General features: G+C 67.1%; 15 protein-coding genes and 2 tRNA genes. 7 read left to right on the top strand and 10 right to left on the bottom strand.

What is annotated here, in order from left to right:
* Positions 1-3 precede the first annotated feature (3 nt).
* From BW39_RS03265 to aat, 3 genes are all read right to left on the bottom strand, one after another.
* Positions 4-828, bottom strand: coding sequence for an IclR family transcriptional regulator (locus BW39_RS03265; RefSeq protein WP_013801509.1), 825 nt, complete (start codon positions 826-828; stop codon positions 4-6).
* Between the two features lie 128 nt (positions 829-956).
* Positions 957-1706 carry an arginyltransferase gene (locus BW39_RS03260; protein ID WP_012206658.1) on the bottom strand — a complete coding sequence of 250 codons (750 nt, stop codon included), beginning with the start codon at positions 1704-1706 and terminating at the stop codon, positions 957-959.
* Positions 1703-2488 (bottom strand): leucyl/phenylalanyl-tRNA--protein transferase, encoded by a 786-nt coding sequence (aat, locus tag BW39_RS03255; protein ID WP_043819730.1) that lies wholly within the window; start codon positions 2486-2488, stop codon positions 1703-1705. Before aat ends, BW39_RS03260 begins: the two co-directional genes overlap by 4 nt.
* A gap of 235 nt (positions 2489-2723) precedes the next feature.
* On the opposite strand from aat, the gene BW39_RS03250 reads away from it, so the two are divergent.
* Positions 2724-3050 (top strand): hypothetical protein, encoded by a 327-nt coding sequence (locus tag BW39_RS03250; protein ID WP_043819728.1) that lies wholly within the window; start codon positions 2724-2726, stop codon positions 3048-3050.
* 44 nt (positions 3051-3094) lie between these two features.
* Here the strand turns inward: BW39_RS03250 and BW39_RS03245 are convergent.
* The 3 genes from BW39_RS03245 to BW39_RS03235 form a co-directional block, all read right to left on the bottom strand.
* Positions 3095-3170: transfer RNA gene (locus BW39_RS03245), tRNA-Asn, on the bottom strand.
* 53 nt (positions 3171-3223) lie between these two features.
* A tRNA-Asn gene (locus BW39_RS03240) sits at positions 3224-3299 on the bottom strand.
* An 87-nt stretch (positions 3300-3386) separates the two neighbouring features.
* Positions 3387-3755 carry a YbaN family protein gene (locus tag BW39_RS03235; protein WP_049801494.1) on the bottom strand — a complete coding sequence of 123 codons (369 nt, stop codon included), beginning with the start codon at positions 3753-3755 and terminating at the stop codon, positions 3387-3389.
* 289 nt (positions 3756-4044) lie between these two features.
* Between BW39_RS03235 and def the strand changes: the two genes are divergently transcribed.
* Both def and BW39_RS03225 read left to right on the top strand, forming a co-directional pair.
* Positions 4045-4584 (top strand): peptide deformylase, encoded by a 540-nt coding sequence (def, locus tag BW39_RS03230; protein WP_043819726.1) that lies wholly within the window; start codon positions 4045-4047, stop codon positions 4582-4584.
* A gap of 289 nt (positions 4585-4873) precedes the next feature.
* Positions 4874-6367, top strand: a complete 1494-nt coding sequence (locus BW39_RS03225; protein ID WP_012206653.1) for a nucleobase:cation symporter-2 family protein — start codon at positions 4874-4876, stop codon at positions 6365-6367.
* Between the two features lie 77 nt (positions 6368-6444).
* Here the strand turns inward: BW39_RS03225 and BW39_RS03220 are convergent, their stop codons facing one another.
* A complete protein-coding gene (locus tag BW39_RS03220; protein ID WP_013801514.1) occupies positions 6445-9078 on the bottom strand; it encodes a [protein-PII] uridylyltransferase in 2634 nt (877 codons plus the stop codon).
* A gap of 89 nt (positions 9079-9167) precedes the next feature.
* Positions 9168-9983 (bottom strand): type I methionyl aminopeptidase, encoded by an 816-nt coding sequence (gene map, locus BW39_RS03215; protein ID WP_034396030.1) that lies wholly within the window; start codon positions 9981-9983, stop codon positions 9168-9170.
* A gap of 176 nt (positions 9984-10159) precedes the next feature.
* Between map and purL the strand changes: the two genes are divergently transcribed.
* The gene (purL, locus tag BW39_RS03210) at positions 10160-14194 is read left to right on the top strand and encodes a phosphoribosylformylglycinamidine synthase (protein ID WP_043819724.1); all 4035 of its coding nucleotides are present in this window, start codon (positions 10160-10162) and stop codon (positions 14192-14194) included.
* Between the two features lie 78 nt (positions 14195-14272).
* Here purL and BW39_RS03205 read toward each other — a convergent pair whose 3' ends face one another.
* Positions 14273-15112, bottom strand: a complete 840-nt coding sequence (locus BW39_RS03205) for a TIGR03915 family putative DNA repair protein (protein WP_043819722.1) — start codon at positions 15110-15112, stop codon at positions 14273-14275.
* 15 nt (positions 15113-15127) lie between these two features.
* The gene (locus tag BW39_RS03200) at positions 15128-16447 is read right to left on the bottom strand and encodes a putative DNA modification/repair radical SAM protein (RefSeq protein WP_043819720.1); all 1320 of its coding nucleotides are present in this window, start codon (positions 16445-16447) and stop codon (positions 15128-15130) included.
* A gap of 479 nt (positions 16448-16926) precedes the next feature.
* Here BW39_RS03200 and BW39_RS03195 point away from each other — a divergent pair, with 479 nt between their 5' ends.
* From BW39_RS03195 to BW39_RS03185, 3 genes are all read left to right on the top strand, one after another.
* Positions 16927-18372 carry an SWIM zinc finger family protein gene (locus tag BW39_RS03195; RefSeq protein WP_043819718.1) on the top strand — a complete coding sequence of 482 codons (1446 nt, stop codon included), beginning with the start codon at positions 16927-16929 and terminating at the stop codon, positions 18370-18372.
* A complete protein-coding gene (locus BW39_RS03190) occupies positions 18369-20141 on the top strand; it encodes a DUF5691 domain-containing protein (protein WP_043819717.1) in 1773 nt (590 codons plus the stop codon). The genes BW39_RS03195 and BW39_RS03190 overlap by 4 nt, the downstream gene beginning before the upstream one ends.
* A 70-nt stretch (positions 20142-20211) precedes the next feature.
* Positions 20212-21294, top strand: coding sequence for an AAA family ATPase (locus BW39_RS03185; protein ID WP_012206645.1), 1083 nt, complete (start codon positions 20212-20214; stop codon positions 21292-21294).
* Positions 21295-21301: the final 7 nt, after the last annotated feature.

Genomic DNA, 21301 nt, shown 5'->3' with positions numbered 1-21301 from the left:
CGTTCAGTGGCTGCTGCGCGCGTAGGGGTTGGGTGGCGGTGCCGCCGGGCGGGTTGCGTTGAAGCCCAGGGCGCCCGAGATCTCCTGTGCAGTGGATTGGAGCTTGGACATCCAGCTCTCGTCCAGCCGGTCGGCGGGAGCGGAGATGGACAGGCCGGCCACCAGCTTGCCCTGGTCGTCGTAGATGCCGGCGGCCATGCAGCGCACGCCCAGTTCCAGCTCTTCGTTGTCGCGGGCCACGCCATGGTGGCGTACCTTGTCCAGCTCGTTTTCCATGTCGGCCAGTCGCGTGATGCTGAAGTGCGTCTTGCCGGGCAGGCCGGTGCGCGTGGCGTAGGCGCGGACCTGTTGCGCATCGTCCGCCGCCAGGAACAGCTTGCCGTTGGATGTCAGGTGCAGCGGCGCATGGCCGCCGATGGCGCGCACCACCTGCATGCCGGAGCGCTCGCTGTAGGCGCGTTCCACATAAACGATTTCATCGCCCTGGCGCACGCTGAGGCTGACCGGCTGCTGGATCTGCTTGTGCAGCTGGCGCATGGGGATCAGGGCCGCTTCTCGCACGCTCAGGCGGGCCTTGACCAGATTGCCCAGTTCCAGGAAGCGCATGCCCAGGCGGTAGCTGCCCGATTCGGGGCGATCGACAAAGCGGCCAATGGCCAGATCGTTGAGGATGCGGTGCGTGGTGGAGGGGTGCAGGCCGGTGCGCTCGCTGATCTCCTTGAGCGATACCGCTTCCTCGCGCGAGGCCAACACGTCGATCAACGTGAACATGCGTTCCAGGACCTGGACGCTGGGCTTGGGGGAGGCCGCGTTATCGTTTTTTTTCATGAGGCGGAGTGGAGTTTCGGCATTCGGTCATTCTAGCGGCGGCCATGGCATGGCGGCATATGTGCCGCCAGCAAACAGCGGCTATGCGCATAAGAAATGTCGCTGAAAAGGCGTGGAGTGGCGCTGTATCAGCGCGGCAGCTGATCCACGCGCTGCCAGCGCTCGTCAACGCGCACTTCATGGGGCAGGAAGCGCGCCTTGTAATTCATCTTCTGGCTGTCGGCGATCCAGTAGCCCAGGTAGACATAGGGCAGGCTCATGGACCGGGCCTGGTCGATCTGCCACAGCACATTGAAGGTGCCGTAGCTGGCGGGGTCGTTGGGTTCGTAGAAGGTGTAGACGGCAGACAGCCCGTCTTCCAGCACATCGAGGATGGAGACCATCTTCAGCGTGCCGATGCCGCCATCGGCTGCGGGCGTGCGGAACTCCACAAGGCGCGAGTTGACGCGGCTTTGCAGCAGGAACTGGGTGTACTGGTCCACGCTGTCATGGTCCATGCCTCCGCCGCTGTGGCGGCTTTGCTGGTAGCGCAGGTACAGCTGGTAGTGCTCGTTCGAGTAGTGCAGGCGCTGGATCGATGCCGTGAGGTCGGCATGGCGCGCGGCGGCGCGGCGCTGGCTCCGGTCGGGGCGGAAGTCGTGGACCAGGATGCGCATCGGCACGCAGGCTCGGCATCCGTCGCAATACGGCCGGTAGGTGAACATTCCGCTGCGGCGAAAACCCAGTGAAACCAGCTCCGAATAGGCGCTGTTCTGGATCAGGTGGCTGGGCGTGGCCACTTGCGAACGCGCCAGCCGGCCATCGAGATAGCTGCAGGGGTAGGCGGCGGTGGCATAGAACTGCAGGGCCTGCAGCGGAAGATCGTTCGGGTGCGTCATGGTGTGCTGGCGGCAGCCGGTGATGTGTCGCCAGCCTCACCGGACGGTGGCAGCAACGCGTCCCAGTATACGTTTTCGAACTGCCAGCGCATGGGCGGCAGCTGGCTTTGCTCGGCCACGGTTTGCAAGAACTGGGCGCGCGGCATTTCGCGCGCCCCCAGCGAGGCCAGATGCTGCGTGGCCTGCTGGCAATCGATCTGCACGGCGCCTTGGTGTCTGCACAGCGCAACCAGGGCCGCCAGCGCGATCTTGGATGCGTCGGTGGCATGCGCGAACATGGATTCGCCAAACACGGCGCGGCCCAGTGCCACGCAATACAGGCCGCCCACCAGGCGTCCGTCCACCCAGGTCTCCACGCTGTGAGCTGCACCCTGGTGGTGCAGGTCGGCATAGGCGTCAAGAATTTCCTGCACGATCCAGGTGCCATCCTGGTCGTGGCGCACCGTCTGGGCGCAGTGCTGCATCACGGTCTCGAACGCGCTGTCGATGCGGATCTCGCAGCCCGGCGTGGCGCGAAAGCGCTGCAATGTCTTGCGCAGGCTGCGGTGCAGCCGGAACTGCGATGTCTGCAGCACCATGCGGGGATCGGGTGACCACCACAGCGTGGGCTGGCCTTCGCTGAACCAGGGAAAAATCCCCTGGCTGTAGGCGATGCGCAGGTGCGCCGCATCCAGCGTGCCGCCTGCGGCCAGCAGGCCCGGGATGGGGTCGTTGGGGCCCCATGCCGTTTCCACAGGAGGGAAGGCCTGGTGGGGGATGAGCCATGGGAGGGGATGGGACATGATCGGGTGCGGACGGAGGAAATGGATTCGTATTCTCTGCAGCCGCAGTCTTGCACAAACCATGCGCAAGAGGGCTGCGTGGATGCGAGGGCATCGCCTGGCCGGGGTAAGTGAACCTCCTACGCGGCCTTGTCGCGCCAGGGGACAGTGCCGCTTGGCAGGCTTGGGCTATGCTGGTTCCGTCTTCTTGCGGATGCTTGGCTTTCGCTGTGAAGGCATCGAAGGAGGATGAGCGATGTTTTTCAGCAAAATCTTTGGCGCAAGCCTTGCCGAGCCGCGCTATATCCGTCGCACCCGGGCCTACCTGCAGGAAGCCCGCATGGCGATGCTGGAGCACACCATTGCCGCGGAGTACTACAAGTCCTCTGCTGACATGTATGCGGAACGTGCCGCACGGCTGGAAGAAGAGCTGCGCGCATGGGAAGAGGGTGTCGAGCAATCCCGTGCTGCCCATGGTTCGCGCCGCGCACATGCCAGGCACAGCAAGCCCGTCACCGTGGAGCCCGCTGCAACTCCATCGCCACCGAACACGCCCACCGTGGGCATGGTGCGTGCAGCCTGACCCAACAAAAAAGCCCGCATGCGTTGGCATGCGGGCTTTTTATCTGGCTCCTCAACCTGGGCTCGAACCAGGGACCTACGGATTAACAGTCCGGCGCTCTACCAACTGAGCTATTGAGGAATACACGTCTATCGACAGAGATCTTGTGCGGTTGCAAGATCTTGAAATTCTTTTGGCTCCTCAACCTGGGCTCGAACCAGGGACCTACGGATTAACAGTCCGGCGCTCTACCAACTGAGCTATTGAGGAACAAGACCTAGATTATATGACGTAAAAAACACGTCACAGAAAACTCGGGAGAATTTTTTCAGGAAGGCCGGCTGCAGGCCTTCATTCTCACGGCTCGGGCCTGAACCACAGCCACACCAGCACGCAGCCCATGGAGGTCAGCGCCACGGCCTGCACCCAGGCGGGCGGGCGAGTCCACAGCAGTATGACGGCGCACAGGCTCATCATGGCGCTGGCGCTCCATTTGGCGCGCCGGCTCACGCAGCCGCCCCGTGCCCAGTTGCGCAGCATGGGGCCGAACAGGCGATGGCGCCACAGCCAGGTGTGCATGCGCTGCGAGCTGCGCGCCGCGGCCCAGCCGGCCATGAGCACGAACACCGTGGTGGGCAATCCTGGAATGAAGATGCCGGCAATGCCCGTGGCCAGGCTCAGGCAGGCAAACAGCTGCAGCGCCCAGCGCAACGGGGCGGCCGGCATGCGGTGCAGGGGAGGGGGATCGTCATCATGGAAGGCCGGCGCCGTGCCTGCCTGCGCAGTGGCCTCGGGCTCCAGGGTCTGTGCCGTGGGTATTTGCTGCGCGCCTGCCTCACGGTCCTCTGGGGACGCGGTGGATGACTCTCTGGCGGTGCTGGGCATGCTGCGATTGTGCCAGCGCGCTGTGGCCATGGCGGCCAAGAGGCGGCCAAGAGGTGGCCAGGGGGCGGCCGGGAGCCGGGCGGCCGCTATGCTTGGCAACCCACATTTACATGCATAGCCTTGCACTGCCATGACTGTCCGCACCATTTTGAAGATGGGCGATCCGCGCCTGCTGCGCGTCGCCCAGCCCGTGACCGAATTCGACACCGACGAACTGCACCTGCTGCTCAGCGATTTGCTGGACACCATGCATGCAGCCAACGGCGCGGGGCTGGCCGCGCCGCAGATTGGCGTGGACCTGCAGATGGTGGTGTTTGGCTCCGGCATGCCCAATCCGCGCTACCCCGATGCACCCGTGGTGCCGCGCACCGTGCTCATCAACCCGGTCATCACGCCCATGGGCGAGGACGAGCAACTGGACTGGGAAGGCTGCCTGTCCGTACCCGGAATGCGCGGCATGGTGCCGCGCTGGAACCATATCCGCTACACGGGCTTCGATGTGTTTGGCGATGCCATCGACCGCACGGTGGATGGCTTTCATGCGCGCGTGGTCCAGCATGAGTGCGATCACCTCTGGGGAAAGCTCTATCCCATGCGCATGCGTGACTTCAGCCAGTTCGGCTTCACCGATGTGCTGTTCCCCGGCATCAGCGCGGCCGAGGACGACTGAGCGGGCGGGCGCTGCCCGTATTCAAGGATCTTCGGTCAGGTCTTTGTATACAAATCGGTAGACAATTTTTCCATGCTGGCGCCGTACATTGGCACTTCCCGCCAAGGCGGGGATTGTGTGCGTTCGCCCGCCAAGAGCTGCCAAGCAGCCACCGGGCTTCGCGATGCAGGATGCAGGAGAGCGCGGCCTATCGGGTCGGCGGCAAAAGGTGCGCGGGGGCGCGCCTGCCGCCATCCGGCTGCCGCGTACTTGTCCGGCGTTCTGTGAACAAGAGGACAAGGAGACAGCGATGGAAAAAAGTTCTGGCAATGCGCCGGCCCTGGGTACAGACATCCGCCCGGAGGACGAGCAACTCGGCCTCACGGCCAACACCCTCTATGGTTTGCAGCATGTGCTGACCATGTACGGAGGCATCGTGGCCGTGCCCCTGGTCATGGCCAATGCGGCCGGCATGTCGGCGGCCGACACGGGCCTGCTGATCACGGCCTGCCTTTTCATGGGTGGGCTGGCCACGCTGCTGCAGACGCTGGGCATTCCGTTCTTCGGCTCGCGCCTGCCGCTGGTGCAGGGTGTGTCCTTCTCGGGCGTGGCCACCATGGTCAGCATCCTGCACACGGGCGGCGGCATGCAGGGCGTGCTGGGCGCCGTGCTCTTTGCCTCGGTGTTCGGCCTGATCATTGCGCCCATTTTTTCCAAGCTCACCCGGTTTTTCCCGCCGCTGGTCAATGGCTGCGTGATCACCATCATCGGCCTGTCGCTGATGCCGGTGGCGGCCCACTGGGCCATGGGCGGCAATCCCCAGGCGGCCGACTACGGCAGCATGGGCAACATCGGGCTGGCGGGCCTGTCGCTGGTCATCGTGCTGGCGCTGAGCAAGCTGGGCAACGCCATGATCTCGCGCCTGTCCATTCTGCTGGCCATCGTCATCGGCACGGCGGTGGCGGCCATGATCGGCAAGTCCGACTTTTCCGAGGTGGGCAGCGGCGCCTGGTTCGCCGTGCCCATGCCGCTGCACTTCGGCTGGCCGACCTTCAGCCTGGCGGCGACGCTTTCCATGTCCATCGTGATCCTGGTGACCCTGGTGGAAACCTCGGCCGATATCCTGGCCGTGGGCGACATCGTGGGCACCCGCGTGGATTCGCGCCGCCTGGCCGACGGCCTTCGCGCCGACATGCTGTCCAGCGTGGTGGCGCCGTTCTTCGGCTCGTTCACGCAGAGCGCCTTTGCCCAGAACGTGGGCCTGGTCGCGGTCACGGGCATCAAGAGCCGTTATGTCGTGGCCTTCAGCGGCCTGATCCTGATCGCCTTCGGCCTGCTGCCCATCATGGGGCGCATCGTGGCCTGCGTGCCGCCCTCGGTGCTGGGCGGCGCGGGCCTGGTGCTCTTTGGCACGGTGGCGGCCAGCGGCATCCGCACGCTGGCCAAGGTGGACTATCACAACAACATGAACCTGATCATCGTGGCGGCGTCCATCGGCATGGGCGTGCTGCCCATGGTCAAGCCGGACTTCTATCACCACTTCCCGGACTGGTTCGCCACCATGTTCCATTCGGGCATCAGCTCCACGGCGGTGACCGTGCTGCTGCTGAACCTGGTCTTCAACCACTTCAAGCAGGGCAACCCCGAGGAGCCTTCGGTGTTCGGCGCAGGTTCTGAGCGCGTGCTCAGCGAGGCCGTGCTGTCTGCCCTGGCCGATGGCGACCGGGTGGTTGACGGCAAGCTCTATGACCGCGAGGGCAAGGAAGTGGCCACGGTGTCGGCGCCTGCGGCTGCCATGCACTGACGGCCGCACCCGCGCCAGCGCCTGGATGCAAAAGGCCCGCCCTGGTTGACAGGGCGGGCCTTTTTTTCGCCGCAAGCTCAGACCGCCAAGGCCTGCAGCAGCTCGGTTTCTATGAGCAACTGGCGCTGGTTGTTCTGCAGTTCGGCGCCCTCGATCAGAAAGCTGTCTTCCACGCGCTCGCCCAGCGTGCTGACCTTGGCCAATTGCACGCTCAAGTGGTGCTGGGCCAGGATGCGCGCCACGGTGTAGAGCAGGCCGGCGCGGTCCGTGGCCGAGATGGACAGCAGCCAGTGCTGGGCTTTCTCGTCGGGCTGCAGCGTGACGCGCGGCGCAAAGGGGAAGCTTTTGACGCGGCGCGACAGGCGCCGGGGGGATGGCTCGCGCAGCGGCCCGCCCTGCATCAGCGCGGCGACCAGGTCGTTCTCGACCATGTGCATCAGCTCGCGGTACTGCTCCTGCATGGCGGGCGCGACCACCTGGAAGGTGTCCAGCGCATAGCTGTTGTGGGCCGTGTGCACGCGCGCATCCAGAATGGAGAAAGCCGCCCGGTCGAAGTAGCCGCAGATGCGCGCGAACAGATCGGGCTGGTCAGGCGCGTAGACCAGCACCTGCAGCCCCTCGCCGGCCAGGGAGCGGCGCGCGCGCACCACGGGGCGGGTGGTGCCCACGTGGCGCGACAGGTGGCGCGTGTGCCAGGCGATGTCGGCCGCCTCGTGGCGCATGAAATAGTCCACGCCCAGCGTGTCCCAGAGCTTCTTGTGCGATTCGAAGGGCTGGGCTGTCAGTGCCAGCTGCACCAGGGCCTCGCGGCGGCGGGCCTCGATTTCGGCGGCTGCATCGGGCGCGCGTCCGCCCATGACGCGCAAGGTCAGGCGATAGGTGTCCTCCAGCAGCTTGCCCTTCCAGGCGCTCCAGACCTTGGGGCTGGTGCCGCGGATGTCGGCCACGGTCAGCAGGTACAGGGCCGTGAGGTTGCGCTCGTTGCCCACGCGCTCGGCAAAGGCCTGGATCACCTCGGGGTCCGACAGATCCTGCTTTTGCGCGACCTGGCTCATGGTCAGGTGCTCGCGCACGAGGAATTCGATCAGCTCGGCGTCGGCGCGCGCAATGCCGTGGGCGCGGCAAAAGCGCTTGGCCTCCACGGCGCCGATGATGGAGTGGTCACCGCCCCGGCCCTTGCCGATGTCGTGGAACAGCGCGGCCACGTACAGCAGCCAGGGCTTGTCCCAGCCGCTGGCCAGTTGGGAGCAGAACGGGTACTCATGCGCATGCTCGGCCATGAAAAAGCGCCGCACATTGCGCAGCACCATGAGGATGTGCTGGTCCACCGTGTAGACGTGGAACAGGTCATGCTGCATCTGGCCCACGATGCGCCGGAAGGGCCACAGGTAGCGCCCCAGCACCGAGGTCTGGTTCATCAGCCGCATGGCGTGCGTGATGCCGCTGGGCTGCTGCAGGATCTTCATGAAGGTGGCGCGGTTGACCGGGTCGCGCCGGAAGGCCGCGTCCATCAGGTCACGCGCGCCGTACAGCGCGCGCAGCGTGCGCGCCGACAGGTCGGTGAGGCCCACATGGGTCTCGTACATCAGGAAGGTTTCGAGGATGGCGTGCGGCTCGCGCTCGTAGAGATCGTCGCTGGCCACCTCGATGGTGCCGGCCTTCTCGTAGAAGCGCGAGTTCAGCCGGATGCGCGGCGTGGGGCGCGGGTTCAGCCGCTCCTCGATGTTCAGCCGCAGGATCTGGCACAGCTGGGTCACGGCCTTGGCCGCCCAGTAGTAGTGGCGCATCAGCGTCTCGCTGGCGCGCATGGCCAGCTTGCGCCCTTCGGCCGAGGTGGAGCGGTAGCCAAAGGCCTCGGCCACGGCGGTCTGCTGGTCGAAGACCAGGCGGTCCTCATGCCGGCCCGCCACCGCGTGCAGGCGTGCACGTATCAGGCTCAGCAAGGCTTCGTTGTCCTCGAGTTGCCGGCGCTCGAAATCGGTGATCAGCCCCTTGCCGGCCAGGGCCTGCCAGCTGCTGCCCAGGCCTGCGGCACGGGCCAACCAGATCATGGTGTGCAGATCGCGCAGGCCGCCGGGCGATTCCTTGCAGTTGGGCTCCAGCGAGTAGGGCGTGCTCTCGTACTTGTTGTGGCGCTGGCGCATTTCCAGCAGCTTGCCGGACAGAAAGGCGTGCGCATTCATCTGGGCCTGGTAGCGCGTCTGGAACTCGGCGAACAGCGGCTCGCTGCCGCAGATGCGGCGTGATTCCAGCAGGGCGGTCTGCACCGTCAGGTCGCGCTCGGATTCCTCCAGGCATTCGGCCAGCGTGCGCACGCTGGAGCCGATTTCCAGGCCCGCGTCCCAGCAACTGCCGATGAATTTCTCGATGCGCGAGGCCAGTTCGGCATCTGCCGTGCCAGCGGCTGGCAGCAGCACCAGCACGTCGATGTCGGAATAGGGAAACAGCTGGGCGCGCCCGAAGCCGCCCACGGCGGCCAGGCAGGCCTCGGGCGGCATGCCGGCGCGATGCCACAGCGCGCGCAGCAGCGTGTCGGCCAGATCGCTCAGGTGCTGCAGCACCAGGCGCACGCCGCGCCGGCCCATGGTGGGCGCCAGCAGCGAGCCTATCCAGCGCCCGCGATCCCGGGCGTACTGCACGCGCAACTGCTCCAGCGAGTCCGGGGCAGAGGGCGCAGCGTGGGAAGGAGTGTGGTCAGTGGTCTGTTTCATGCGCGGCGAGGGCAGGGAAGGCGCCGGGAGCGGGTGCCCCGGACGCCATGCCATTTTGCCTGCGCATCACGCAAGAAACATGCCGAGCCTCAGCAGCTCGTGGTGGTAACGAAGGGGGGCAGCGCGGGCGAGCCGGCCGACAGGGTCATGACTTCGTAGCCGGTCTTGGTCACCACCAGGGTGTGTTCCCACTGGGCCGAGAGGCTGTGGTCCTTGGTCACGATGGTCCAGCCGTCCTTGCCCAGTTCCTTGATCTCGCGCTTGCCCAGGTTGAGCATGGGCTCGACGGTGAAGACCATGCCTTCTTCCAGCACGGTGCCCGTTCCGGGGCGGCCATAGTGCAGGATCTGGGGCTCTTCGTGGAACTTCTGGCCGATGCCGTGGCCGCAGAACTCGCGCACCACCGACAGGCCGTGGCCTTCGGCAAAGGTCTGGATGGCGTTGCCGATGTCGCCCAGCGTGGCACCGGGCCTGACCTGCTGGATGCCCAGCCACATGGCGTCGAAGGTCAGTGCCGACAGGCGCTTGGCCGCGATGGAGCACTCTCCGATCATGAACATGCGGCTGTTGTCGCCGTACCAGCCGTCCTTGGTGATGACCGTGACGTCCACATTGACGATGTCGCCCTTCTTGAGCGGCTTGTCATTGGGAATGCCGTGGCAGACCACATGGTTGACCGAGGTGCACAGGTGCCCGGGGTAGGGAGGGTAGCCGGGCGGCTGGTAGCCGATGGTGGCGGAGACCGTGCCCTGCTGCGCCATGCATTCGGCGCCCAGGCGGTCGATCTCGGCCGTGGTGATGCCGGGCTTGATGTGGGGGGTGATGTAGTCCAGCACTTCCGAAGCCAGGCGGCAGGCCACGCGCATGGCTGCGATGTCTTCAGCGCTCTTGATGGTGATGCTCATGCCCGCAATTATCCCATTGCGCCTTCGGGCGTGCAGGGGTAAGGGGCGGCTGTCTCCATCGGGACGGCTCAGCCCGGTAAAATAGCGGCCTCACCGATTCAGCGCCTTGCAGCCAGCCCCGGAGGGCGGGGCCGCAGGGCGCTTTTCACAAGCCTCCTCACCCAACAGGCCGCCACGTGACCTTGCATCTGACACAGTTGGAGGGTGGAAACGCTCTCAGCTCGTTCCGCGCCCAGCAGCTCCTGACCGAACTGGTCTCCATCCATCCCAAAATCACCGGCATTGCCGCGCGCTTCGTGCACCTGGTGGCCACGGACGCCGCACCCACGCCCGCATTGCAAGAGCGCCTCCAGGCGCTCTTGACCTATGGAGACCCCTATGAAGGCCCGGCCGATGGTGCCGCCCTGGTGGTCACGCCGCGCCTGGGAACGATCTCCCCCTGGGCCTCCAAGGCCACGGACATTGCCCGCAACTGCGGCCTGGGCGTGTTCCGCGTGGAGCGCATCACCGAATACCGCATCGCCTTCAAGACCGGCCTGCTGAGCAATGTGCTGGGCAGCGCGCCTGAGCTTTCGGCCGAGCAGACTGCACGGATCGCCGCCTTGCTGCACGACCGCATGACCGAGTCGGTCTTCGCCACGCGCGCCGAGGCCGAGCAACTGTTCTCCGCCCTGGACGCCGCTCCCATGGAGTTCGTCGATGTGCTGGGCGGCGGCCGCGCCGCGCTGGAGACCGCCAACCGCCAATGGGGCCTGGCCCTGGCCGACGACGAGATCGACTACCTGGTCGATGCCTTCAAGGGCCTCCAGCGCAATCCCACGGACGTGGAGCTGATGATGTTCGCGCAGGCCAACAGCGAGCACTGCCGCCACAAGATCTTCAACGCCCAGTTCACCATCGACGGCGAGGCCCAGGACAAGAGCCTGTTCGGCATGATCCGCAACACGCACCAGGTCTCGCCCCAGCACACGGTGGTGGCCTACTCGGACAACGCCTCCATCATGGAAGGCCATGAGGTCGAGCGCTTCGTCGCCACCTTCGAGGCGGCCCTGGACAAGATCAAGGCGCCCAGCTACCAGAAGAAGCAGGCCGTCAACCACGTGCTGATGAAGGTGGAGACGCACAACCACCCCACGGCCATCTCCCCCTTCCCCGGCGCATCGACCGGCGCGGGCGGCGAGATCCGCGACGAGGGCGCCACGGGCCGCGGCTCCAAGCCCAAGGCCGGCCTGTCGGGCTTCACGGTTTCCAAGCTGTGGGGCAGCGAAGTGGGCAAGCCCGAGCACATCGCCAGCCCGCTGCAGATCATGATCGAGGGCCCGCTCGGTGGCGCGGCCTTCAACAACGAATTCGGCCGTCCCAACCTGACCGGCTATTTCCGCGAGTACGAGCAGCAGGTCGGCGTGGGTGCCGATGCCGTGATGCGCGGCTACCACAAGCCCATCATGATCGCGGGCGGCCTGGGCGTGATCGACTCCGAACTGACTCAGAAGATCGAGTTCCCCGCCGGCACCTTGCTGATCCAGCTGGGCGGCCCCGGCATGCGCATCGGCATGGGCGGGGGCGCTGCCAGCTCCATGGCCAGCGGCACGAACGCGGCCGAGCTGGACTTCGACTCCGTGCAGCGCGGCAATCCCGAGATCGAGCGCCGCGCCCAGGAAGTCATCAACCACTGCTGGGCCCAGGGCGACAAGAATCCCATCCTGGCCATCCACGACGTGGGTGCCGGCGGCCTGTCCAATGCCTTCCCCGAGCTGACCAACGATGCGGGCCGTGGCGCGCGCTTTGACCTGCGCGCCGTCAACCTGGAGGAATCCGGCCTGGCGCCCAAGGAAATCTGGTCCAACGAAAGCCAGGAACGCTATGTGATGGCCATCGCTCCCGAATCGCTGGCCGAGTTCACGGCCTTCTGCGAGCGCGAGCGCTGCCCGTTCGCCGTGATCGGCACGGCCACGGAAGAACGCCAGCTGGTGCTGGAGGACACGGCGGTGGCCTCGGGCGACCAGAAGTTCCCCGTGGACATGCCCATGAACGTGCTGCTGGGCAAGCCGCCCAAGATGCACCGCGACGTGGCCACCGTGCAGCGCGAGCTGCCGCCCATGGACCTGACCGGCGTGCCCCTGGAAAAGGCCGTGATCGACGTGCTGGCCCATCCCACCGTGGCCTCCAAGCGCTTCCTGATCACCATTGGCGACCGCGCCGTGGGCGGTCTCACGCACCGCGACCAGATGGTCGGCCCCTGGCAGGTGCCCGTGGCCGACGTGGCCGTGACCCTGGCCGACTACCGTGGCTTCAAGGGCGAGGCCATGGCCATGGGCGAGCGCACGCCGCTGGCCTCCATCAATGCCCCGGCGTCGGGACGCATGGCCGTGGCCGAGGCCATCACCAACATGCTGGCCGCGCCCATCGAGCTGTCCAAGGTCAAGATGTCGGCCAACTGGATGGCGGCCTGCGGCGAGCCCGGCGAAGACGCGGCGCTCTACGCCACCGTCAAGGCCGTGGGCATGGAGCTGTGCCCGCAGCTGGACATCTCTATCCCCGTGGGCAAGGACAGCCTGTCCATGCGCACCCAGTGGAACGAGGGCGGCCAGGTCAAGAAGGTGACCTCGCCCGTCAGCCTGATCATCACGGGCTTCGCCTCCATCGACGATGTGCGCGGCACGCTCACGCCCCAGCTGGACGCCTCGGAAGACGACAGCACCCTGGTCCTGGTGGACCTGGGCCGCGGCAAGATGCGCATGGGCGGCTCCATCCTGGGCCAGGTGCTGGGCCAGTCCGGCAATGAAACGCCTGACCTCGATGACGCCAAGGACCTGATTGCCCTGGTCGATGCCGTCAATGACCTGCGCGCCAAGGGCCAGATCCTGGCCTACCACGACAAGGGCGACGGCGGCCTGCTGGCCACTGTGGCCGAGATGGCCTTCGCCGGCCATGTGGGCGTGGCCATCAACGTGGACATGCTGGTCACCGAAGGCGACGGCATCAGCGACAGCCGCATGGACTCGGGTGAAGGCAAGAACTGGGCCTCCCAGATCAGTGGCCGCCGCGACGACATGACGCTGCGCGCACTGTTCAACGAAGAGCTGGGCGCCGTGCTGCAGATCCGCACGGCCGACCGCGCCGCCGTGCTGCAGACCCTGCGCGAGCATGGCCTGTCCACCTGCAGCCACATCATCGGCAAGACGCGCCCCGTCTCGTCCAAGGTCGATGCGGGCAAGGGCGAGCTGCAGGTCTGGCGCGATGCCAAGTCCGTCTTCGGCGCCTCGCTCAGCGACCTGCACCAGGTCTGGGATGCCGTCAGCTGGAAGATTGCCCAGCAGCGCGACAACCCGGCCTGCGCCGACAGCGAGCACGCCGCAGCCGGCGAGCCTGCCGACCCGGGCATGCACCTGCACCTGACGTTCGACCCGGCCGAGAACCCCGCCGCACCCTTCCTGAACCTGGGCGCGCGCCCCCGCGTGGCCGTGCTGCGCGAGCAGGGCGTGAACTCCCATGTGGAAATGGCCTACGCCTTCACCGAGGCCGGCTTCGACGCGGTGGACGTGCACATGACCGACCTGCAAAGCGGCCGCGCGCAGCTGCAGGACTTCGCCGGCGTGGTGGCCTGCGGCGGCTTCAGCTACGGCGACACGCTGGGCGCCGGCATCGGCTGGGCGCGCTCCATCACCTTCAACGACAGCCTGTCTGCGCAGTTCCAGCAGTTCTTCGGCCGCAGCGACACCTTCGGCCTGGGCGTGTGCAACGGCTGCCAGATGTTTGCCGAGCTGGCCGACATCATTCCCGGTGCCCAGGACTGGCCGCGTTTCACGCAGAACCAGAGCAACCGCTTCGAGGCGCGCCTGTCCATGGTGGAAGTGCTGGAGTCCCCCAGCCTGTTCCTGCAGGGCATGGCCGGCAGCCGCCTGCCCATCGCCGTGGCCCACGGCGAAGGCTTTGCCAACTTCCGCTTCCGCGGCAATGCGGACAAGGCCATCGCCTCCATGCGCTATGTGGACAACCACGGCAAGGCCACCGAGCAGTACCCGTTCAATCCCAACGGATCGGCCGGCGGCCTGACGGCAGTGACCACGGCCGATGGCCGCTTCACGGCCATGATGCCCCATCCCGAGCGCGTGTTCCGCAACGTGCAGATGAGCTGGACCAACGGCGACAAGTCGGAATTCAGCCCCTGGATGCGCGTGTGGCGCAACGCCCGCAAGTGGCTGGGTTGATGCACTGAGCGACGCTGCAAAGCAGACAAAGGCCCTTCGGGGCCTTTTCTTTTTTCTGTTTCTTTTTGGCGGCTGCCGTTACGGCGCCAGCATCTGCGCCGTGCGCGCGCGGGCCTGCTGGACCAGGGTGGAGATCAGCACCGTCTCGGGCAGGTTGTGCCAGTAGCGGCGCGGCATCTCGCGCAGCATGGCCTGCTCCTTCAGGCGCGCCGGGTTGAAGGTGCTGGCGTAGTAGGTCAGCCACAGGGCCTCGCCCGCGTCGGCTGGCGGGGCATCGCTGCGGCGTGCGCCGGGCGCCAGGCGCAGCGCATGGCCGTCCCAGTGCGCGCTGCATTGCGGCGTGAGGATGGCCCAGTGCATGTTGGCAAAGCGCTTGCAGAAGAAGGGCGCCGCCGCGCGCACGATGTGGTGCTCGGGCTCGAACCAGGCAATGTGCAGATCGGGCTGGTCCGGCCGCTGTGTGGTCCGAAAGCGCACGAAGGCGTGCATCTTGTGGATCTCGCGCGAGACGGGGCGGGCCAGGGCCTCGATGGCGCGCCAGTCCGCATCCAGCGCATCCAGCCGCAGTTCGGGCCGGGCCTGCATGCGCGCCAGCCAGCGGTGGCATAGCTCGAAGCGGCCTGCCGCGCGGTGCATGCAGGCATGGCGCAGCGCGGACATCTGGGTGTCCGACAGGGACAGCCCTGCCTCGCCGGGGCCGGCCAGCCCGGCGAGTGCCGAGGCGGGCATGGCCTGCTGCGGCGCGCTGGAAAACAGGTCCGCGCCCGCGCCGAGTGGCTGCGCACCCCGCGTGTCGGGCCACCGCCAGCGCACCAGGGCGGGGTCGGCGCCATGGGCCAGCAGCGCCCGGCAGGCTGCGCGAAAGCCGGGCCAGTCGTCGGGACTGTCGAGTTCGATGGTGAGAGCCTGTGCTTGCATGGCGTGCTCCAGGCGCTAGAACAGGCTGGCCTGCAGCGCGCTTTGCACGCGCATGCCGCTGTGCCGTGCCTGGGCCTGGCTGGCCTGCGACTGAGCGATCAGCCGGGTGCGCAGCGCGGCCGAGTCGGTCTCGCCCAGCAGGGGCCGGTGGCCGTCGATCAGCACGAAGGGCAGGGCCTTTTGCATGGGGGCGCGCAGCCGCAGCAGATCGTCCAGCCGCAGCCTGCGCACGCGGCGCGCCGCCAGCAGGCGGTCCACCGTCTGCGTGCCCAGGCCCGGCACGCGCAGCAGCAGGCTGCGCGGAGCACGGTTGAGGTCCACGGGGAACTGCTGGCGGTTGGCCAGTGCCCAGGCCAGCTTGGGGTCGATCTCCAGGTCCAGCATGCCGTGGCGGCTGGCCGCCGCGATCTCGCCCGCCCCGTAGCCGTAAAAGCGCATGAGCCAGTCGGCCTGGTAGAGCCGGTGCTCGCGCATGAGGGGCGGTGCCTGCGGCGGCAGGTCGCGCGAGGCATCGGGAATGGGGCTGAAGGCCGAGTAGTACACGCGGCGCAGGCCGTAGCCCGCATACAGCGTATGGCTGGATTCGAGGATGTCGGCATCGGTTGCGCGGTCGGCGCCCACGATCATCTGCGTGCTCTGCCCGCCCGGCGCAAAGCGCGGCACGGCGGCGCGCTGCGCGGGCGCGCCGGGCAGGGACTGCGCCTGGCGCTGCTCGCGCGTGGCTGCGCGCCAGGCCTGCACATGCCGGTCCACGCCCTGCATGGCCTGGCGTATGCGCTGCCCATCCTTTTCAGGCGCGAACTGCGCCAGGCCGCTGGCCGTGGGCAGTTCCACATTGATGCTCAGGCGGTCGGCATGGCGGCCTGCCTGGGCCAGCAATTCGGGGGCGGCATCCGGGATGGTCTTGAGGTGGATGTAGCCGCGAAAGTCATGCTCCTCGCGCAGGCGGCGCGCCACTTCCACCAGTTGCTCCATGGTGTAGTCGCTGGAACGGATGATGCCGCTGGACAGGAACAGCCCCTCGATGCAATTGCGCCGGTAGAAGTCCAGCGTCAGCTGCACCACCTCGGCCACCGTGAAGCGGGCGCGCTGCACGTTGGAGCTCTTGCGGTTGATGCAGTAGCGGCAGTCGAAGATGCAGACATTGGTCAGCAGGATCTTGAGCAGCGAGATGCAGCGCCCGTCGGGCGCATAGCTGTGGCAGATGCCCATGCCGGTAACCGAGCCCATGCCCTTGCCGTCCAGCGAGTCGCGCCCCTGCGATCCGCTGGAGGCGCAGCTGGCGTCGTACTTGGCGGCGTCGGCGAGGATGAAAAGTTTGCGTTGCAGCTCCATGGCTGTATAAATATACAGTATATTTGCCTGACACGTCCGGTTTTCTGAGAGCCCATCCCCCAGCCAGGGTCTGGTCCGGCCTTGCCTGGCTGCGGGTCGAACGCACTGTCGCGCTATCGCAATGGCCAGCGGATTGCAATGGTTGCCAGTGCAATGGAATGAAACCGTTTTCAGGTGCGGAATGAGTGCTTGCTTTCAATGGGTGGCGATGTGCATCGCAGGAAATGGTGAATGCGTGTTTTCTGCGTCTTTCGCAATGCCTGAAGACTGGCATGGCTTGGTGCCATCAATGCACGCGCTGATATAGCGCAGCTGGCTGCACGCCATGGGGGGTTCCCATTCATGGGAGAGAGGTTGGGTGTTGTTGTGAATTGTTTCAAATTGCCGATAACTATTGCTGATAGGCTTTCGGGTTTGCCGGGCGGTGCCGTTTCATTCAATGCGCCCGGCGATGACAAACACTTGGAGAGGGAGCTTCGGTGTCGCGTGTATTAGGAACAGAGAGCGAAGTGCTGGCGCTGTCGCCGGACGCCTCATCCAGCAAGGCCGCCAAGGGCCTGCAATCGCCCGCCAAATGGCCCGCCATGGGCGCCAATGATGTGGCGGTCTGGGGTGAATGCCAGGGCAGCGGCAGCAAGCCCTACCAGACCCAGGTGGACCTGTCGGGGCCTTCCTTCAAATGCTCTTGCCCCAGCCGCAAATTCCCCTGCAAGCACGGGCTGGCGCTGATGCTGATGCGTGCCGGCGGGCAAGTCCCCGAAGGCGTTGATCCGCCCGCCTGGGTGCAGACCTGGCTGGACAGCCGCCAGGAAAAGGCCGAGAAGAAAGAGGCCAAGGCTGCCGCCGCAGCGGCCGAGCCGCCACCCGATCCCGAGGTCGCGGCCAAACAGCAGGCCAGGCGCGAAGACAAGCGCTGGGACAAGGTCGAAGCCGGCCTGCAGGAACTGTCGCTGTGGATGCAGGACATGGTGCGTGCGGGCCTGGCCAACCAGGCCAGCGACACGCAGATGCGCCAGCGCTGGAACAACATGGCCGCGCGCATGGTCGATGCGCAGGCCACCGGCATGGCGGCGCGCATCAAGGATTGCCGGGATCTGGTGGACAGCCACCGAGACTGGCCGCGCGACATGCTGGTGCAGCTGGGCCACTGGCAGTTGATCATCGACGCCGTGCGCCGCCGCGAATCGCTCAGCCCCGAGGTCAAGGCCGACGTGATGGCCGCGCTGGGCTGGCCCATGGACAAGGCCGAGGTGCAGGCCAGGGGCCAGCTGGTCGAGGACGAATGGCTGGTGGCCGGCCTGCGCATGATCGAGCGCGAAGGCCGGCTCATGGAGCGGCGCGTCTGGCTGCATGGCCAGCGCACGGGGCGCATGGCCCTGGTGCTGGACTATGCGCAGGGCGGGCGCGGCTTTGAATCGGCCTGGGTGCCGGGCCATCGCTACGGCTGCGCGCTGAATTTCTATCCGGGCCATGCGCCGCTGCGCGCCATTGCGGCCAATGGCAACGGGCCTGCGCTGCCGGCTGATGGCGCCAGCCCGCTGGCCAACTCGGCCGTGGGCGACGTCCTGCAACTGCTGGGCCAGCGCATTGCCGCCAACCCGCTGCAGGCCACGCAGCCGCTGTGCCAGGACCGGCTGCGGCTGGTGCCCGCCCAGGGCCAGTGGTTCGCGGCCTGGCCCCAAGCGCTGGATGCATCGCCGGTCGCCCCTGGCACGGCAGCGCCAGTGCAGCCCGTTCCCGTGGCGATTGACGATGCCGAGGCCTGGCGCCTGCTGGCGCTCAGCGGCGGTGCGCCCATGCAGCTGTTTGGCGAATGGGAGGCCGGCCCGGCCGTGGGCCGCTGGCGGCTGCTGAGCGCCTGGCAGGCCCGCGAGGGTGAAACCGCCCAGCAATGTATCTGGCAGAACCAGGGTGATCCGGTATGAGCAACGCACAACTTTGGGCTGCGCTGCAGCAATCGGCCATGGTCGGCTCGGACCGGCTGGCCGTGCCGCCTGCGCTGGCTTCGGGCGTGGACCCGTCGGCAAGCGGGTCGCAGCAGGCCGTGCAGGCCGCGCTGCAGCCCCGCGCTGACGTGGCCGGTGACTCGCCCGCCCAGCAACTGCTGCGGGCCAGCGCCGTGGCGGCCGTGTTCGAGCGGGCCGGCTGGCAGCCTGGCGCGCAGGTGCGCCTGACGGCACCGCTGGCCGTGCCGGCCGCAGCGCCTGCGGAGTCGCGCACCGCGCCTGCCGATGCGCGCCTGCACACCCTGATGGGCGACGTGCTCAAGGACGGCCCATTCGAGCTGCAGGCCTCCATGCTGCGCACCCTGGACCAGGCCGGCCAGCGCCTGCCCCACGATCTGCTGGTGCCTGCGCTGGAGCAGGGCCGCCAGTCCGTGGAGCTGCGCCAGTGGCTGGCCCCCGTGCTGGGCGAGCGCGGACGATGGCTGGGCACGCTCAACCCGCAATGGGGCTATGCCAGCGGCGTGGAGGAAACCGCCGACCCCGAACTGGTCTGGCAGGAGGGCTCGGTGGAGCAGCGCGTGGCCCTGCTGCGCAGCGAGCGCGCAACCGATGCCGCCAAGGCCCGCACGCGGCTGGAAGGCAGCCTGAAGGAACTGGGCGCCAAGGAGCGCCTGCCCCTGGTCCAGGCCCTGGCCGTGGGGCTGGGCATGGACGATGAGCCGCTGCTCGAAAAACTGCTGTCCGACCGCAGCAAGGAGATCCGCGAGAACGCCGCGCAAATGCTCTCGTGCCTGCCGGACAGCGCGCACAGCCAGCGCGTCATGGGCTGGATGCAGTCCATGCTGCAGCAGGACGACAAGGGCCAGTGGATCGTGGAGCCTCCCGAAGAAGGCCTCAAGGAATGGGAGCGCGACGGCATCACGCTCAAGCCCGACGCCTACCACCGTGGCGGCAAGAAGGCCTGGCTGCTCGAGCAGATGGTGCAGCTCACGCCCGTGTCCTTCTGGACCCGCGCCCTGGGCCTGACGCCCCTGGAAGTGATGGAGTGGAGCCGGCGCAGCGACTGGAAATCCTCGCTGCGCCAGGGCTGGGTGCAGGCCCTGCAGTACCAGCTGGACGTGGAATGGATCGATGCCGCCCAGACCATGGGCCGCGACATGCGCCACGACGCCCTCCTGCCCGCCCTCATGGCCCGGTTGTCCCGCGAGGAACGCGAGTCCCGCTGGATTGCCCAGTTCGAGCGCGACAGGCACAAGCTCATCGACGCCATCGAGGGCATGTCCCAGTCGCTGGGCGGTGCCGAACTGCTCTCGCCCGCGCTGTCGGCGCGGCTGACCGAGGCACTGCACGTGGCCGTGGGCGGCAAGCAGATCACGGGCAACTGGCACAGCTACCGCGCCGACCAGGCCCTGCTGTCCTGTGCGCGCATGCTGGACGTGACCGCGCTGGAGCGCTTTGCCGAACTGTGGCGCAAGCCCTCGGTGCTGGATGCGCAACCCGAGCCTGAGCCCGAGCCGCAAACCGAATCTGCGGCAGCTGCGGCAGCAGTCACGGCCACCGCTGCCGCCACAGCCGCTGCAGTTGCCGCACCGGCAAGCATTCCCCTCACGCCCCAGCAGCAGGCGCGCCTTGAACGCAGCCGCGTGCGGCCCTGGGACGAGGAGCGCATGCGCGGCCATCTGGAGCGCATCGTCGATCTGCGCCTGGGCCTGCACCAGGCCTTTGTTGCCCTGCGCGGCCCGGCCTGAGCCGCGCCCGTCCTGCCGCATACCCCGAACCGAACCGAATCCAACCCTTACCCCTTCCCGGAAGCACACCATGAGCCAAGTCCTGCGCCAGCATGCCGAACAGCAATTCGCCGAAGAACTCGAAGCCCTGCGCAAGGTGGACGACCGTCCGCGTCCGCCCAACTGGAAGCTCTCGCCCTGGGCCGTGCTCCAGTACCTGATGGGCGGCAAGCTCGGCAACGGCTTCGAGGTCAGCCCCAAGTACATCGGCAATCCGCGCCTGATGGAAATCGCCGTCTCCACCCTTGCCACCGACCGCGCCCTGCTGCTGTACGGCGTGCCGGGCACGGCCAAGTCCTGGGTGTCCGAGCACCTGTCGGCCGCCGTCAGCGGCGACTCCACCATGCTGGTGCAGGGCACGGCCGGCACCAGCGAGGAGCAGCTGCGCTACGGCTGGAACTACGCCCAGCTGCTGGCCCACGGCCCGTCCGAGAAGGCGCTGATCCCCAGCCCCCTGGTCAATGCCATGAAGCTGGGCAAGATCGCCCGCATCGAAGAGCTGACCCGCATCCCGGCTGACGTGCAGGACACGCTGATCACCGTGCTGTCCGAAAAGACCCTGCCCGTGCCCGAGCTGGGCAGCGAAGTGCAGGCCGTGCAGGGCTTCTCGGTCATCGCCACGGCCAACAACCGCGACAAGGGCGTGAACGAGTTGTCCAGTGCGCTCAAGCGCCGCTTCAACACCGTCATCCTGCCCGTGCCGGCCTCGCAGGACGAAGAGGTGCAGATCGTCACCAAGCGCGTGGCCGAGCAGGGCCGCGCCCTGGCCCTGCCAGCCGAGCCGCCGGCCCTGCAGGAAGTGCGCCGCGTGGTGCAGATCTTCCGCGAACTGCGCAACGGCCAGACCGAAGACGGCAAGACCGTGCGCGTCAAGTCGCCCAGCAGCACGCTGTCCACGGCCGAGGCCATCTCGGTCATCAACAGCGGCATGGCGCTGGCCGGGCATTTCGGCGACGGCGTGCTGCGCGCGGGCGATGTGGCCTCGGGCCTGCTGGGCGCCGTGATCAAGGACCCGGTGCAGGACAGCGTGGTCTGGAAGGAATACCTGGAGACCGTGGTCAAGGAACGCAGCGACTGGAAGGACCTGTACCGCGCCTGCCGCGAGCAGCTCTGAAGCCCCC

Origin of the sequence: Delftia sp. RIT313 (genome assembly GCF_000632165.1) — a bacterium.
In the GTDB taxonomy this organism is placed as follows: Bacteria; Pseudomonadota; Gammaproteobacteria; order Burkholderiales; family Burkholderiaceae_C; genus Comamonas; species Comamonas acidovorans.
Note: the sequence above shows the minus strand (reverse complement) of the source record. Positions and strands in the feature narration are given on the sequence as shown.